Source organism: Serratia sp. CY83965 (assembly GCF_052166375.1).
GTDB classification, from domain to species: domain Bacteria; phylum Pseudomonadota; class Gammaproteobacteria; order Enterobacterales; family Enterobacteriaceae; genus Serratia; species Serratia marcescens.
The window spans coordinates 590,302-606,028 of record NZ_JBJNOV010000004.1; the positions used below are offsets into that span (position 1 = coordinate 590,302).

17 protein-coding genes are annotated in these 15,727 nt (G+C 58.1%); 10 read left to right on the top strand and 7 right to left on the bottom strand.

Features of this window, described 5'->3' with window-relative positions:
- Positions 1-2: 2 nt before the first annotated feature.
- The 5 genes from ACJ8PL_RS13740 to acnA all read left to right on the top strand — a co-directional run bounded on the left by ACJ8PL_RS13740 (position 3) and on the right by acnA (position 5,181).
- Positions 3-137, top strand: a complete 135-nt coding sequence (locus ACJ8PL_RS13740; protein ID WP_255253503.1) for a hypothetical protein — start codon at positions 3-5, stop codon at positions 135-137.
- Positions 138-358: 221 nt separating this feature from the next.
- Positions 359-1,333 carry an HTH-type transcriptional regulator CysB gene (cysB, locus tag ACJ8PL_RS13745; RefSeq protein WP_004930690.1) on the top strand — a complete coding sequence of 325 codons (975 nt, stop codon included), beginning with the start codon at positions 359-361 and terminating at the stop codon, positions 1,331-1,333.
- Positions 1,334-1,587: 254 nt separating this feature from the next.
- On the top strand, positions 1,588-2,034 hold the full coding sequence (locus ACJ8PL_RS13750) for a DUF2778 domain-containing protein (protein WP_442531212.1): 447 nt from the start codon (positions 1,588-1,590) through the stop codon (positions 2,032-2,034).
- A 14-nt stretch (positions 2,035-2,048) separates the two neighbouring features.
- Positions 2,049-2,285, top strand: coding sequence for a hypothetical protein (locus ACJ8PL_RS13755; protein WP_442531213.1), 237 nt, complete (start codon positions 2,049-2,051; stop codon positions 2,283-2,285).
- A 223-nt stretch (positions 2,286-2,508) separates the two neighbouring features.
- The gene (gene acnA, locus ACJ8PL_RS13760) at positions 2,509-5,181 is read left to right on the top strand and encodes an aconitate hydratase AcnA (protein ID WP_016927530.1); all 2,673 of its coding nucleotides are present in this window, start codon (positions 2,509-2,511) and stop codon (positions 5,179-5,181) included.
- Positions 5,182-5,237: 56 nt separating this feature from the next.
- Here acnA and ribA read toward each other — a convergent pair whose 3' ends face one another.
- Positions 5,238-5,831, bottom strand: coding sequence for a GTP cyclohydrolase II (gene ribA / locus ACJ8PL_RS13765; RefSeq protein WP_004930678.1), 594 nt, complete (start codon positions 5,829-5,831; stop codon positions 5,238-5,240).
- Positions 5,832-6,110: 279 nt separating this feature from the next.
- Between ribA and pgpB the strand changes: the two genes are divergently transcribed.
- The 3 genes from pgpB to lapB all read left to right on the top strand — a co-directional run bounded on the left by pgpB (position 6,111) and on the right by lapB (position 8,655).
- Entirely contained in the window at positions 6,111-6,875 is a 765-nt protein-coding gene (pgpB, locus tag ACJ8PL_RS13770; protein ID WP_116403578.1) for a phosphatidylglycerophosphatase B, read from the top strand.
- A gap of 298 nt (positions 6,876-7,173) precedes the next feature.
- Complete coding sequence (locus tag ACJ8PL_RS13775) at positions 7,174-7,476, top strand: LapA family protein (protein ID WP_004930650.1); 303 nt, start codon at positions 7,174-7,176, stop codon at positions 7,474-7,476.
- Between the two features lie 6 nt (positions 7,477-7,482).
- A complete protein-coding gene (gene lapB / locus ACJ8PL_RS13780) occupies positions 7,483-8,655 on the top strand; it encodes a lipopolysaccharide assembly protein LapB (protein ID WP_016927532.1) in 1,173 nt (390 codons plus the stop codon).
- Positions 8,656-8,723: 68 nt separating this feature from the next.
- Here the strand turns inward: lapB and ACJ8PL_RS13785 are convergent, their stop codons facing one another.
- Both ACJ8PL_RS13785 and bhsA read right to left on the bottom strand, forming a co-directional pair.
- Complete coding sequence (locus tag ACJ8PL_RS13785) at positions 8,724-9,023, bottom strand: Arc family DNA-binding protein (protein WP_004930644.1); 300 nt, start codon at positions 9,021-9,023, stop codon at positions 8,724-8,726.
- 173 nt (positions 9,024-9,196) lie between these two features.
- On the bottom strand, positions 9,197-9,457 hold the full coding sequence (bhsA, locus tag ACJ8PL_RS13790; RefSeq protein ID WP_016927533.1) for a multiple stress resistance protein BhsA: 261 nt from the start codon (positions 9,455-9,457) through the stop codon (positions 9,197-9,199).
- 329 nt (positions 9,458-9,786) lie between these two features.
- Between bhsA and pyrF the strand changes: the two genes are divergently transcribed.
- Together pyrF and yciH are read left to right on the top strand one after the other, a co-directional pair.
- The gene (gene pyrF, locus ACJ8PL_RS13795; protein WP_028127463.1) at positions 9,787-10,515 is read left to right on the top strand and encodes an orotidine-5'-phosphate decarboxylase; all 729 of its coding nucleotides are present in this window, start codon (positions 9,787-9,789) and stop codon (positions 10,513-10,515) included.
- Between the two features lie 10 nt (positions 10,516-10,525).
- Complete coding sequence (gene yciH, locus ACJ8PL_RS13800; RefSeq protein ID WP_016927535.1) at positions 10,526-10,852, top strand: stress response translation initiation inhibitor YciH; 327 nt, start codon at positions 10,526-10,528, stop codon at positions 10,850-10,852.
- A gap of 188 nt (positions 10,853-11,040) precedes the next feature.
- Here the strand turns inward: yciH and osmB are convergent, their stop codons facing one another.
- The 4 genes from osmB to ACJ8PL_RS13820 all read right to left on the bottom strand — a co-directional run bounded on the left by osmB (position 11,041) and on the right by ACJ8PL_RS13820 (position 15,664).
- The gene (osmB, locus tag ACJ8PL_RS13805) at positions 11,041-11,259 is read right to left on the bottom strand and encodes an osmotically-inducible lipoprotein OsmB (protein WP_004945176.1); all 219 of its coding nucleotides are present in this window, start codon (positions 11,257-11,259) and stop codon (positions 11,041-11,043) included.
- Between the two features lie 271 nt (positions 11,260-11,530).
- Positions 11,531-12,277, bottom strand: coding sequence for a DeoR/GlpR family DNA-binding transcription regulator (locus ACJ8PL_RS13810; RefSeq protein WP_004930631.1), 747 nt, complete (start codon positions 12,275-12,277; stop codon positions 11,531-11,533).
- 50 nt (positions 12,278-12,327) lie between these two features.
- On the bottom strand, positions 12,328-14,760 hold the full coding sequence (locus tag ACJ8PL_RS13815; RefSeq protein WP_442531214.1) for a formate C-acetyltransferase/glycerol dehydratase family glycyl radical enzyme: 2,433 nt from the start codon (positions 14,758-14,760) through the stop codon (positions 12,328-12,330).
- 4 nt (positions 14,761-14,764) lie between these two features.
- A complete protein-coding gene (locus tag ACJ8PL_RS13820) occupies positions 14,765-15,664 on the bottom strand; it encodes a glycyl-radical enzyme activating protein (protein ID WP_110147062.1) in 900 nt (299 codons plus the stop codon).
- Positions 15,665-15,727: the final 63 nt, after the last annotated feature.

The following is a 15,727-nucleotide window of genomic DNA, read 5'->3' on the forward strand; positions in this document are numbered from 1 at the left end:
CGATGTCCTGCCTGCAAGATGAAAAACCAGCCCTGGCGGCTGGTTTTTTTATTGGTGAAAAGGGGCAAACGGATCTATCCTTTGCTGTTTTTATCCCTCCGACACCGCCGTTTCACGTTGATACCAATGCAAAATAATCGTTATCATAGTGTGACGCGGATCTATACTTGAAGCTGCATCGTGGTATAGTGGTTATATAAAAAGTTTTTTTATTATTAAAGCTTATTAACAACGGCGTTTTCTTCACCATCAGGGTAGAACACGGGGTTTATGGCTTGTGAGTTTCAGCATACCGGGGCGACACCGATATACCTGGCTGCGGGTAAGCCGCAGTGTTTAACCTAGGATGGTATAAGATATGAAATTGCAGCAGCTTCGTTACATTGTGGAAGTGGTTAACCACAACCTGAATGTCTCCTCGACGGCAGAAGGGCTCTATACCTCTCAACCCGGCATCAGTAAACAGGTGCGCATGCTCGAAGATGAGCTGGGCATCCAGATTTTCGCCCGCAGCGGCAAGCACCTGACCCAGGTCACCCCCGCCGGCCAGGAAATCATTCGCATCGCGCGTGAAGTGCTGTCCAAGGTAGACGCCATCAAGGCCGTCGCCGGTGAACACACCTACCCGGACAAAGGCTCGCTGTACGTCGCCACCACGCACACTCAGGCTCGTTACGCATTGCCCAACGTGATCAAAGGCTTCATCGAGCGTTACCCGCGCGTCTCGCTGCACATGCATCAGGGCTCGCCGACGCAGATCGCCGAAGCGGTCTCCAAGGGCACCGCCGATTTTGCCATCGCCACCGAGGCGCTGCACTTGTACGACGATCTCATCATGTTGCCGTGCTACCACTGGAACCGTGCGGTGGTGGTGAAGCCCGATCATCCTTTGGCGGGCAAAAGCAGCATCAGCATTGAAGAGCTGGCGGCTTACCCGATCGTCACTTACACCTTCGGCTTTACCGGCCGCTCGGAGCTGGACACCGCCTTCAACCGCGCCGGTCTGACGCCGCGCATCGTCTTTACCGCCACCGACGCCGACGTGATCAAAACCTATGTGCGTCTGGGACTGGGGGTAGGGGTGATCGCCAGCATGGCGGTGGATCCGGTGCAGGATCCGGATTTGGTGACGGTGGATGCGCGCGACATCTTCACCTACAGCACCACCAAAATCGGCTTCCGCCGCAGTACCTTCCTGCGCAGCTACATGTATGACTTCATTCAGCGCTTCGCGCCGCACTTGACGCGCGACGTGGTCGACAGCGCGGTGGCGCTGCGCTCCAACGAAGAAATCGAAGCGATGTTCAAGGACATCAAGCTGCCGATTAAATAATCGTTGACGATATCAAATCAAACCCGGTTAGGCGCCTGCCAAACCGGGTTTTTTTAGCCCGGAAACCCGCACCTTCCTTGTTTCTCAGGATCATCCTGAAAAGCCACCGTCCTCTTTTCAACCCGTTCACCTCTAAGTAGACTGCAAAACGTTCGGATAATTGAATAAGGAAATTCAACGTTATGCAGATATGCAGGCTTAACTACGCTGATTTATCAAGTGATGGCAAGATAGCGAAATTACGGTGCTATGGAGTGGGGACATTCGACGTGTTATCGGGTATCGAGCATTACATTAACAACCCAAACTGTTCGGATCGTGAAAAAGCCGCCATTCCTCCAGGAACATACTGGATCGTCGACAGACCACAGGGCAGTATTGCAAATCAAATTCGTTCTGAGTTGGTTGACCTGTATCATCTCTACAAGAATCGCCATTCTGAGTGGTTTGGTCTCTTCAGCAATGAAACTATGAGTGACTACCTCGCCGTAAATGGCGTCTTTCGAAACAGTTTTAGACTGCATCCACTTAACACAGATGGCACCGGTGTTTCTTGGGGATGTATTACTCTCTATCAGGCATCTGAGTTTCAGATCCTTCGGGATGCGCTGCTAAGGCGTAGAAAGGTGAGAGTGCCTGGAGGTCGAGGGCTGATGGCGTATGGTCGTATAGATGTTCAAGGCGAGCCTGATTACAGTTAATGCGTGGTATCACAATGAAAAAAAGTCTCTGGATTGTTCTGTTCTTGTTGCTAACCTTTTTGTTGTTGCGCTACCTACCAGACGGAATTTTCGACAGCTTCGTTTCCAACAACATAGAAATTAGCGGTGATGGTGAAATAGGGATGAATAATTTCGACTCGGCTGTCATTGCCATTAAATTGGGTGTCTCTGCTATCATTGCTGCAGTTGTGCTCACAGTATGTTGCCGCCTGGTGCGCAAACCCCGCTAAAGCCGTGAGATTTTCGCTGCCAAAACGCCGCCTCGTTGCGGCGTTTTCGTTGACGCGTGGCCTAACCCCTTGGCTGTGCTCGCACTTCCTTCTTCTTGATTGTTCTCACCTATCGTTGTGATCAAATCGTGTTGTTATCAAAACGTTAACTTATCTTTGTGGTATCTTTAAACAAGACCTCACTGATTACCCTGTTTTAATCACAATAAGAAATGGAGGAGCTATGTCGTCCGATCTTCGTGAAACAAGTCTGGATAAGCTGGTTGCGCTGAATAGCGAATATTACTACTACAGTCTGCCGCTGGCGGCGAAGCAGCTGGGTGATATCGACCGGTTGCCGAAATCAATGAAAGTGCTGTTGGAGAACCTGCTGCGTCATGTGGATGGCGATACCGTGCAGGTTGACGACCTCAAGGCCATCGTCGCCTGGTTGCAAACCGGCCATGCTGACCGTGAGATCGCCTACCGTCCGGCGCGCGTGCTGATGCAGGATTTTACCGGCGTCCCGGCGGTGGTGGATCTGGCGGCGATGCGCGAAGCGGTACGGCGACTGGGCGGCAATGTCGAGCAGGTGAACCCGCTGTCGCCGGTGGATCTGGTGATTGACCACTCGGTTACCGTCGATGAATTTGGCGATAACAACGCCTTCGAAGACAATGTGCGTATCGAAATGCAGCGCAACCACGAGCGCTACACCTTCCTGCGCTGGGGGCAGAAAGCTTTTAACCGCTTCCGCGTGGTGCCGCCGGGCACCGGCATTTGTCACCAGGTCAACCTCGAATACCTCGGCCAAACGGTCTGGCACAGCGACGAAAGCGGCCGCCGTGTGGCTTATCCCGATACGCTGGTGGGCACCGATTCCCACACCACCATGATCAACGGCCTGGGCATCCTCGGCTGGGGCGTGGGCGGCATCGAAGCGGAAGCGGCGATGTTGGGCCAGCCGGTGTCGATGCTGATCCCGGATGTGGTCGGCTTCAAGCTGACCGGCAAGCTCCGCGAGGGCATTACCGCCACCGATCTGGTGCTGACCGTCACCCAAATGCTGCGCAAACACGGCGTTGTCGGCAAGTTCGTCGAGTTTTACGGCGACGGCCTGGCCGATCTGCCGCTGGCGGACCGGGCGACCATCGCCAATATGTCGCCGGAGTTCGGTGCCACCTGCGGTTTCTTCCCGGTAGATGACGTCACGCTCGGCTACATGAAACTCAGCGGCCGCAGCGCCGAACAAATCGCGCTGGTGGAAGCCTACGCCAAGGCGCAGGGCATGTGGCGCAACCCGGGGGATGAGCCGGTCTTCACCAGCTCGCTGGCGCTGGATATGTCGACGGTCGAGGCCAGCCTCGCCGGGCCGAAACGCCCGCAGGATCGCGTCGCGCTGCCGAATGTGCCGCAGGCGTTCAAGGCCGCTACCGAGCTGGATATCGGCGGCCACAAGGCCAAGACAGACGGCAAAACCTTTACGTTGGACGGGCAGCAGCACGAATTGCGCGACGGCGCGGTGGTGATCGCGGCGATCACCTCCTGCACCAACACCTCCAACCCGAGCGTGATGATGGCGGCCGGCCTGCTGGCGAAAAACGCCGTCAAGAAAGGGCTGCGCAGCAAACCCTGGGTAAAAACCTCGCTGGCGCCGGGTTCCAAAGTGGTGACCGACTACTTCGACAGCGCCAAACTCACCGCCTATCTGGAAGAGCTGGGGTTCAACCTGGTGGGATATGGCTGTACCACCTGTATCGGCAACTCCGGGCCGCTGCCGGATCCTATCGAGCAGGCGATCAAAGAGGGCGATCTGACCGTTGGCGCGGTGCTGTCGGGCAACCGTAATTTCGAAGGGCGCATCCACCCGCTGGTGAAAACCAACTGGCTGGCCTCGCCGCCGCTGGTGGTGGCTTATGCGCTGGCGGGCAGCATGAAGATCGATCTGACCAAAGAGCCGCTGGGCGAGGGTAATGACGGTCAGCCGGTCTATTTGAAGGACATCTGGCCGAGCAGCCAGGACATCGCTCAGGCGGTGGAAGAAGTGCGCACCGAGATGTTCCACAAGGAATACGGCGAAGTGTTCGACGGCGACGCCAACTGGCAGGCGATCCAGGTGACCGGTTCGGCGACCTATCAGTGGCAGGAGGATTCTACCTATATCCGCCATCCGCCGTTCTTCAGCACCATGCAGGTGAAGCCGGATCCGGTGCAGGACATCAAAGACGCGCGTATTCTGGCGATTCTGGCCGACTCGGTGACCACCGACCACATCTCGCCGGCGGGTAACATCAAGCGCGACAGCCCGGCGGGGCGTTACCTGAGCGAGCATGGCGTAGCGCCGCAGGATTTCAACTCCTACGGTTCACGCCGCGGCAACCACGAAGTGATGATGCGCGGCACCTTCGCCAACATTCGCATCCGCAACGAAATGGTGCCGGGCGTGGAAGGCGGCTATACCCGCCATATTCCGTCACAACAGCAGCTGTCTATCTACGACGCCGCCATGCAGTACCAGCAGGAGAAAGTGCCGCTGGCGGTGATCGCCGGTAAAGAGTACGGTTCCGGCTCCAGCCGCGACTGGGCGGCGAAGGGGCCGCGCCTGCTGGGCGTGCGGGTGGTGATTGCCGAATCCTTCGAGCGTATTCACCGCTCTAACCTGATCGGCATGGGGATTTTGCCGCTGGAGTTCCCGCAGGGGGTGACGCGCAAAACCCTGGGGCTGACCGGGGATGAGCAAATAAGCGTTGGCGGCCTGCAACAGCTGCAGCCGGGCCAGACTGTGCCGGTGCACATCACCTATGCCGACGGGCGCAAGGAAGTGGTCGACACCCGGTGCCGCATCGATACCGGCAATGAGCTGACTTACTACGAAAACGACGGTATCCTGCACTATGTGATCAGGAAAATGCTGTAATTAATCAATAAAAAGGGCGCCGTAAGGCGCCCTGATTGTTTCCGCGGCGGTGGCGATCACTTCTGGTCGAGCAAATGGCCCATTTTGGCGGCCTTGGTGGCCAGATAGCGTTCGTTCTTCGGGTTGCGACCGACGATCAACGGCACGCGTTCGCTGATGTTGATACCGGCTTCGGTCAGGATCTCGACCTTTTTCGGGTTGTTGGTCAGCAAACGCACCGCGTCGACGCCCAGCAGTTTGAACATGTCGGCACACAGGGTGAAGTCGCGCTCGTCGGCGGCGAAGCCGAGCTGGTGATTGGCTTCCACGGTGTCTGCGCCCTTATCCTGCAGGGCGTAGGCGCGGATCTTGTTCAACAGGCCGATATTGCGGCCCTCCTGGCGATGATAAAGCAGGATGCCGCGGCCTTCTTCCGCAATCTGCTCCAGTGCGGCTTCCAGTTGAAAACCGCAGTCGCAGCGCAGGCTGAACAACGCGTCGCCGGTCAGGCATTCGGAATGCACGCGTGCGAGCACCGGCGCTTCGCCGGAAATATCACCGAATACCAGTGCCAGGTGGTCATGTCCGGTCGCCAGTTCTTCGAATCCTACCATCAGGAAATCGCCCCAAGGTGTCGGCAGTTTAGCCTCTGCCACCCGTTTCAGCTGCATGTCACTCTCCACAAAAACCTACGATTCAATCATTGTCGCGCATCCTAAGTCCGGTTCAGTAAATTGACCAAGACTAAAACGTGCTACGCCGATCTCTATTTCGTTAATTATCGGCTATTTTGCCACAACTTCTTGCCGGGCGGTGCTCAGCAAACCAGCAGATGGCGTTTTCTGACCACCTATTATTGCGATAGGTTTCCTATCTGTTTAATTTTTCGCGTGTTATCAATATTGCACTCTTGTTACACTGCAGCCTGATTCACGCAGAGGAAAACGGGAATGTATGAGATAGCAAAACGTACGGCGGGCGGCGCGCTGCTGCTGCTGTTGATGCCGCTGGTCGTATGGGCATCCGGCTGGCATTGGCAGCCCGGCGGCAATGTTCGGCTGCTCAAAGCGCTGTTCTGGGTGACCGAAACCGTGACCTCGCCGTGGGGCATTCTGACCAGCGCTATCCTTTGCGGTTGGTTTTTGTGGTGCCTGCGCTTTCGGCTGAAAGCGGCCATCGGTCTGGCGATCCTGCTTTCCGCCGCGTTGGTGATTGGGCAGGGGGTCAAGTCGTTGATCAAGGATCGGGTGCAAGAACCGCGGCCGTTTGTGGTATGGCTCGAGCAAACCCACGGCGTGGACGGAAAATATTTCTATTCGCTGCATCGTAAAGAGCGCAGCGCGCTGGTGCGCGAGCAACTGCAAGACCAGACGCTGGTGCCGAACTGGCTGCGCAAGCACTGGCAGTTTGAAACCGGCTTCGCTTTCCCGTCGGGGCATACGATGTTCGCCGCCACTTGGGCGCTGCTGGGCGTCGGATTGCTGTGGCCGCGCCGCCATTATAAAACCGTCGCGCTGCTGATGGTGTGGGCAACGGGGGTGATGGGCAGCCGTCTGCTGCTGGGCATGCACTGGCCGCGCGATCTGGCGATGGCTACGCTGATCAGTTGGCTGCTGGTGGTGATCACCTGCTGGCTGGCGCAGCGCTGGTTCGGTCCGCTGACGCCGCCGCCGCAAGAGCAGCAGGAAATCGCGGCGCGCAAGCCGGAGATATGATCGATATGTGACCGCGTCACAAAATAGGCGGCATCGGACCGGTGCCGCATTAACCGCTTACATTTTCCCGCCATTGCAATTCGCCCGGTTGCCCCCATATCCTTATAAATTCGACGTTTTGAGAAGCTTTCTCATCAATTTGTTCGCTAAGACCGTTTACTGCCGAATATGCCAGCAGATATGTGGTTTTATCGTGCGGCAGGGTTTCCCTGCCGCAGCGGGAAATGCTAACTTAAGGGTTAGGGACGCCACATTTTGGCATCGTTCATCCGATTCACTCGGCATCGCGGGAAAGAATGTGAAATATTTGCTGATTTTTTTGTTGGTTCTGGTGATCTTCGTGATTTCCGTCACCTTGGGTGCGCATAACGATCAGGTGGTCAATTTTAACTATCTGGTTGCGCAGGGGGATTATCGCGTATCGACCCTGTTGGCCACGCTGTTTGGCGCCGGTTTCGTTCTCGGCTGGATTATTTGCGGCCTGTTCTACCTGCGCACGCGTATTGCGCTGGGTCGCGCCGAGCGCAAAATCAAAAGGCTGGAGCTGCAGCTTGAGCAGCCCGCTGAACCGGCGGCTCAGCCTGTTGTCAGCAAGGAATAATCCTCTATGTTAGAACTGCTGTTTCTGTTGCTGCCCGTGGCTGCCGCGTACGGTTGGTACATGGGGCGCAGAAGCGCTCAGCAGGATAAACAGCAAGAAGCCAACCGCCTGTCGCGCGAATATGTGGCAGGGGTGAACTTTCTGCTTTCCAACCAGCAGGACAAGGCGGTCGATCTGTTCCTCGACATGTTGAAAGAGGACAGCAACACCGTTGAAGCCCACCTGACCTTGGGTAACCTGTTCCGCTCGCGCGGCGAAGTCGACCGCGCCATCCGCATCCATCAGGCCTTGATGGAAAGCGCCTCTCTGACCTTCGAACAGCGCCTGCTGGCGGTGCAGCAACTGGGCCGCGACTATATGGCGGCCGGGCTGTACGATCGCGCGGAAGACATGTTCAGCCAGTTGACTGACGAAGCGGATTTTCGCGTCTCGGCGCTGCAGCAACTGCTGGTGATCCATCAGGCGACCAGCGACTGGCAGAAAGCGATCGACGTGGCGGAAAAGCTGGTCAAGCTGGGCAAAGAGAAGCAACGCGTCGAGATCGCGCACTTTTACTGTGAGTTGGCGCTGCAGGCGATGGGCAGCGACGATCTCGATCGGGCGATGAGCCTGCTCAAACGGGCGGCCGCCGCCGATAAACAGTGTGCGCGCGTGTCCATCATGTTCGGGCGCATCTACATGGCGCAAAACGACTACGCCAAAGCGGCAGAGTCGCTGCAACGCGTTCTGAGCCAGGATAAAGAGTTGGTCAGCGAGACGCTGCCGATGCTGCAGGAATGCTACACGCATCTGCCGGAACAACAGCACAACTGGGCTGAATTCCTGAAGCGCTGCGTGGAAGAGAACACCGGCGCCACCGCCGATCTGATGCTGGCCGAGATTATCGAGCAGCACGAAGGGCGCGACGTGGTGCAGGTCTATATCAACCGCCAGCTGCAACGCCATCCGACCATGCGGGTGTTTTACCGGCTGATGGATTATCACCTGGCGGACGCCGAAGACGGCCGGGCGAAAGAGAGTCTGCTGCTGTTGCGCGATATGGTCGGCGAGCAAATTCGCACCAAGCCGCGTTACCGCTGCCACAAATGCGGCTTCACCGCGCACTCGCTCTATTGGCATTGCCCGTCGTGCCGCGCCTGGTCATCGGTTAAACCGATCCGCGGTCTGGACGGCCAATAATGCGGCGGGGCGACAAAACAAAACGGGGCGATTTATCGCCCCGTTTTTTATGTTCGTCTGTTCGTCGCTTATTTTTTCTTGCCGCCTTTGGCGCCGGTTTTCAACAGCTGGCGGAGTTTCTTCAGCTCTTTCTGGCTCAGCGGCTGTTCAATTTCTTCTTCGGTGCTTTGATTGTCGATCTCGCCGTGGTGCAGGTCATCCGCCTTTTTGGCCGGTTTTTCTGCTTTGGTGGCGGGCGCGCTGAAACTGCTTTCCAGGCGCTGGCACACTTCCACGCTCAACGAAAATTCGTTTTCAGCGGCGGCGGCACGGATTTTTTCCTTGAGTTCCAGAGGAATTTTAATGGTAAGTGTCGATATCTCGCTCATTTTGAAAGCCTTTCTGCAGGAAGATGCCTTCAAGCTAAGCCACTGGCGATCGGGTGTCTAGTGTGTAATAAAAATTTAATATTTATGTAACAAATGAGGGCGGGGCAAACGCGGGTTTTTTTAGGCGAGAAACAGAGGCAGGGCCCGAGCGTGCGGGCCCTGTACCGGAAACATTATTTGTAGATGATCGCGGTGCCGCTCAGCATGTTGTTACCGCCGGCGGAGATGATGCGGTAGCTGCTGGCGCCCTGAGCGTCGGCTTTAGCGGCCAGCTTTTTTTCCAGGCTGCTGAGGGTGGTCGCATGGCCTGCGGAAACGATGCCGGTGGCGGTCAGGTTATCGGCCTGCTGGCTATTGATCGGTTCAGCGGCGAAAGTGGCGAAAGAGGTCAGTGCGATAGCGGCAGCGGTTGCAAAATATTTGATGGTTTTCATAGGTGACTCCAGTCTGTTCATTTAGGAAGGAAGCCATTCGCTTCCGATGGGTTGAATAATAAAGCATCTACGTCGATTGAAAATCTGATAATGCTGAGTAATTCATTCAAAATATCTGATCAACAATTTACGCATCTTTACGGCGTTTTACGCTGCGTGGTTTATCGCTAACGCGCTTTCGTTGACGCGCCATGACAAAGGTGAGCGGTAACATGACAGAGCGCCGGTGCGCGCTGCGGCTGGGATTTCTAGCCTCCGGCATGTAGAATGCGGCGGTCAGTTTCGCGGGTGAGTCCCTGATTATGTCTATTTTACAGAAGGTAGAAGAAATGAAGTCTGAAAATAACACTAATAACAATGACTTAAAATCATCTCCAATCGTTGTGGCGTTAGATTACGCCGATAAGAACGCCGCGCTGGCGTTCGCCGACCGTATCGATCCGCAAGACTGCCGGCTGAAAGTGGGCAAAGAAATGTTCACGCTGTTTGGGCCGCAATTGGTGCGCGATCTGCATGGGCGCGGCTTCGACGTATTTCTTGACCTGAAATTCCACGATATTCCCAATACCACCGCGCATGCGGTCGCGGCGGCGGCCGAACTGGGCGTTTGGATGGTCAACGTCCATGCCAGCGGCGGCGCGCGCATGATGACCGCCGCTAAAGAAGCGCTGGCGTCATTCGGGGCGGATGCGCCGCTGTTGATTGCCGTGACGGTGTTGACCAGCATGGAAGCGGAAGACCTGCGCGGCATCGGCATTGAGGCCAGCCCGGCGGAACACGCCGAGCGCTTGGCGCGCCTGACCCGCGACTGCGGGCTGGACGGCGTGGTGTGTTCGGCACACGAAGCGCAGCGGCTGAAGGCGGCCTGCGGGCAGGCTTTCCAACTGGTTACGCCGGGGATCCGCCCAGAAGGCAGCGCGGCGGGCGATCAGCGCCGTATTATGACGCCGGTGCAGGCGCAGGCCGCCGGCGTGGACTACATGGTGATTGGGCGTCCGATCACCCAATCTGCCGATCCGGCCGCGACGCTGCGCGCGATCCGCGCCTCTTTGGCCTGAGGAACCGCCGATGAATGACGATAACAGCCGCCTGGTGTATTCCACGGACACCGGCCGCATCAAGCAGGAAGAGGTTAAACCGCAACGCGCCAAGGGCGACGGCATCGTGCGCATCCAGCGTCAGACCAGCGGCCGCAAGGGGAAGGGCGTATGCCTGATCGCCGGCGTCGATCTGGATGATGCTGCGCTCGACAAACTGGCGGCCGAGCTGAAAAAGAAATGCGGCTGCGGCGGTTCGGTGAAAGACGGGGTCATCGAGATCCAGGGCGATAAACGCGATCTGCTCAAGCAACTGCTGGAAGCCAAAGGCATGAAGGTCAAACTGGCGGGCGGTTGAGGTGAATCGCCATGCCGCGGTGCAATGCCGTGGCATGGCTTGAGGTTGTTGCTGCCGGGGATTAGCCCGTTAACGGCAAAAGAACCATAGACTTAAAGTAAAACAGACCTGAAATCATCGTTATTGGTTAATACGTCAAAGCGCCAAAGCGCTTTTGCCAGCCTGTCGGCCGAGGGCGCTCGGTCAGGTTATTTACCAACCTGGTGACCGATAATGCCCCCTACCGCAGCCCCGCCCAGCGTACCCAACGCGCTGCCGTCTGTCAGCACTGCGCCGCCGACTGCACCTGCGCCGGCACCGATAGCGGTGTTGCGATCGCGTTTGGACATGTTGGAACAGGCACTGAGTGAAAACGCCAGAGTCAGTGCCAGAGCGGCGGTGGCGAAACGTTTATTGATAATCATCATAATGACTTCTCCTTAGCATTGGCTATATGGAAGTGCCCTATAAGTATAGGCGTTAACCATAAATCAGGCCTGCTGTTGATTCCCGTACAGTATCGATATAAAAAATGGCATTTTTTGTTAACGGCCGAATAATTAGCAGGTTACGGCCCAAAAGTCGCCGAAACTGAGTATAGGTTTCTCGGGAAGGATAAACAGGTAAATAGTCTTAAAATCCTGCGGTGCAAGGGGAAAGACGCGCGGCGTGGCCCGCGCGGTGCGGCGGTGATCTGCGTTATTCGTTGACCAATTCCACCTGTACGCCCTGACGTTTCAGCTGATGCTGATACTCCAGCGCCAAACGCGAATCGGTGATCACCCGGCTGATTTGCCCCGGCTGCGCCAGCGGGTTAGGCTGGATCTGGCCGAATTTGCTGGAATCCGTCAGCACGATATTCTCCACGCCCTTGGCCAGCACCGCGCTGACCACGTCGGCGCGCATCATGTCGCGGCCGGTAAAGCCGGTTTCGGCCTGAAAGCCGTCAATGCCGATAAACGCCTTGTTGAAATGCACCTGCTGAATGCACAGCCGCGTGAGCGGGCCGACCACGGTCTCGCTTTTCTTCTGGTACATGCCGCCCAGCACAATCACGTCGCAGTCGGTTTCTTTCAGCAGGTTGGCGATGTAGTGGCTGACAGTGATCAGCGTAATGCGCTTGCGCTCGGCGATGTAGCGCGCCAGCAGGGCGTTGGCGCTGCCGCTCTCGATAAAGATCGTCTCGCCGTCGTTGACCTGCGCGGCGGCGTATTGCGCCAGCCGCTGCTTGAGGGTGAAATTGGACATCATGCGGGCGTCGACGTCATCACTCTCCAACGCCACGGCGGAGCCGTGCACCCGCTTCAGATAACTGCGTTTTTCCAGCAGGTTGAGATCCTGCCGGATGGTGACTTCCGAGACGCCCGAGGCGCGCGCCAGCTCATTGACGCTGATCCGCCGGCGATCGTTAACCAACTGCAATATGGTCTGTTGTCGTAAATTCATATCGGCCTGATGATGCGGCCGCCAAGGCGCGGCCGCTAAGAGTCAAAGGTTTAAAGAGTATGTTCTGTGCGCGCAATAATATCATCCTGCGCCTCAGGGGATAATGCGGTAAAGAAGGCGGAATAGCCAGCTACGCGAACCACTAAATCACGATATTGGTCAGGGTGTTGCTTCGCCGCCAGCAGCGTTTGGCGCGACACGATGTTGTACTGCACATGCCAGCCGCGATAGCTCTCGAAGAAGGTGCGCAACATCAGCATCAGCTTTTCCCGATCGCGCGGGTTGTCCAGCGTCGCCGGGTTCAGCTTTTGGTTGAGCAGCACGCCGCCGAGGATCGCCTCGGTCGGCAACTTGGCGAGCGAATTGAACACCGCCGTCGGCCCCAGGTGGTCGGTGCCGGACGCCGGACTGGCGCCTTCCGCCAGTGGCGCGTGCGCCTTACGTCCATCGGGCGTGGCCAGAGTGGCGGCGCCGAAGGGCACGTTGGCCGAAATCGACGAGGTGCCGGCGTAGTAACCGCCGCCGATCGGCCCGCGGCCGAAGCGGGTGTTGCGATACTGCTTCAGTTCTTCGATATAGGTTTGGTAGGCGCGCACCAGCAGCCGATCGACCTCGTCCACATCGTTGCCGTATTTGGGCGCGGCGTTGAGCAGCCGCTGGCGCAGCTGCTCGCCATCCAGCCCGGCGAAGTCGTCGGCCAGCGCGGTCGCCAGCTGCTGCTGGCCGATCGCCCCCTGGTCGAACACCAGTTTGCGCACCGCCGCCAGGCTGTTGCCCAGGTTGGCGATGCCGACCTGCAGGCCGGAAACCCAATCGTATTTGGCGCCGCCTTGCTTGATGCTTTTACCGCGTTCGATGCAGTCATCCACCAGCGCGGAACAGAGGATATCGTGGGCATTCTCTTCCAGTACGCTGTCCACCACGCATTCGATCTCGATCGACTTGCGCGTGTAGTAGCGGATTTGCCGATCCCAGGCGGCTAAGACCTGCTCGAAATCGACGAAGTTTCCTTTGGACAGCGCTTGTTCCTGCGGCATGAATATTTGCCCGGAGGTGGCGTCACGGCCCTGTTCCAGCGCTGCCAGTAGCACGCGGGCGAAGTTGATGAAGCTCATGCCGGTGCAACGATAGCCCCATTTGCCGCCGACGGCGGTCTCGATGCAGCCGATGGCGGCGTAGTCGTAGGCGTCTTGCGGCTCAACCCCCAGCTTGATGAATTCGGGAATGACGATTTCGTCGTTGTTGAACGCCGGCATGCCGAAACCGCAGCGGATCACCTGCACGCAGGCGTCGAGGAAGTCGGCGCTCATCCCGGCATGGTAACGCACGCTGAGGTTGGGTTGGGTGGAGCGCAGGCGGCCGCAGGACTCGAGAATGGCGTAGGACAGCGGGTTGACCGCATCGCATGGCCGGCCGTCGATCAGCTTCTGTCCGCCGATGGTGACGTTTTGGTACAGCGGGCTGCCGGCGGAAGCTTTGGAATGCGAGCCAGAGCGGATCTTGTTGACCTCCAGCAGCTTCAGCCAGCAGCTGTGTAACAGCTCGATGGCGTCTTCCCGCGCCAGCTTTTGCTCCAGCTCCACCTCACGTCGATACCAGGGATAGAGGTATTGATCGAGGCGGCCGAAGGAAACCGAATGGCCGTTGGATTCGATCTGCAACGTCAGTTGGATGAAATAGCACAGCTGCAGCGCCTGCCAGAAGGTGTGCGGCGGGCGATGGGCGATCCGGTCGCAGTTGCCTGCGATGGCCTGCAGTTCGGCGCGCCGCCAGTCGCGCGGTTCGTTTTGCGCCATGTCGCGCGCCAGGCGGGCGAAGCGCAGGATGTGCTCGCTCAGCGCCGCCAGCGCGATGTCGATGGCGTTGAGAAACTGCGCTTTGTGCAGATCTTCCCACTCGGTCAGGTGCAGACGGCCGCGGCGCGCGTTCACTTTTTCACGCAGGCCGTCGAGACCTTTCTCCAGCAGCAGCGGGAAGTTAACCGCCAGGTGGGCGTCGCCGGAGGTCATGTTGCCCTCGGCCTTGATGATGCCGGTGGCCAGCAGCGCCTTTTGTTCGTCGGTGAACATGCCGTAGCAGCGATCCTGCACCGTTTGGCCGCGCCACCAGGGGCACAGGCGATGCAAAATCGCCTTGTTCTCTTCGCTGACCGAAAAACCGGCGCCCGGCCGGTCGGCCAATTGGTCTATTTCGTTTTCTATCCAGCCGACGGTGTATTCGGGAAAGATCGGCGCGGCGCGCAGCTCGCTGGCCTGGTTGCCGACGATCAGTTCGTCGTTGGCGATCCAGATGGTGCGCTTCGCCAGATGGTTAGCCAGCGCCAGCGCGCGGCGCACCGGCAGCGGCCGATCCTGATGCTGTTGATAGGCCTCGGTATAGTGCTGCGCGCGTTCGGTGCACACCGGCGGTTTGACGATGTGAATCAGCGCGTTCTTATGCGCCTGAATGCGGGCGCTGAGGGTGGTCAAATCCAACGTGGTCATGGCGTTATCCTCGCAAAATGGCGGTCAGGCCTTTGGCGCCGGCATAGTCTTCGGCGAAGGCCAGCAGATCGGGCGCGTCCAGCGGCATGCGGGCGGCGCGGTAGGGCTCGCCGAGCAGGTGGTACTTGTTGATGCCCAGCGTGTGGTACGGCAGAAAGTGGATCTCCGACACGCCGATCTCGTCGGCGGCGAAGTCGACGATCGCACGGACAGAGCGACGATCGGCGTTGAAATCGGGGATCAGCGGCACGCGCACGGTCATTGGCACGCCGTGCGCCGCCAGCCGGCGGAAATTGTTCATCACTCGGCGGGCGGAGCCGCCGGTCCAGGCTCTAAAGCGCGCTTCGTCGGTGTGTTTGAGATCGGCCAACAGCAGATCCAGCCACGGCAGCGAAGGCGCGATGTAACGCCACGGAACGTGCAGGCAGGATTCGACGGCGGTGTGGATGCCGGCTTCGCGGCCGCGCCGCAGCAGTTCCGCTGCAACCTCCGGCTGCATAAAGGGTTCGCCGCCGGACAGTGTTAAACCGCCGCCGCTGCGCAGGTAGAAAGGCTTATCCCGCATCACCTCGGCCATGATATCGTCGGGGTTGACCGGGCTGCCGCACAGGCTCAGCGCGCCGGTCGGGCAGGCGGCGGCCAGCGCCGCGTAGTCGTTTGCGCTGATGACTTCACGCTGCAGCGTCAACGCCTCTTCGTCACGCTGCAGGCCTTGCGGGCAGCGCTCGGCGCACAGCGTGCAGCCGCTCAGGCACAGGCGTTCGTCAAACAGCAGGTCTGCATGGCGCGAGCGGCTTTCCGGGTTCTGACACCAGCGGCAGCTCAGCGGGCAGCCTTTTAAAAAGACCACGCTGCGGATGCCGGGGCCGTCATGGGTCGAGTAGCGCTGCAGATTGAAGAACATGAGTCACCCGTTTGGCGTTGCTGAATCTTTCATCATTAAAGATGTTTCGAATGAAAGTTGAAT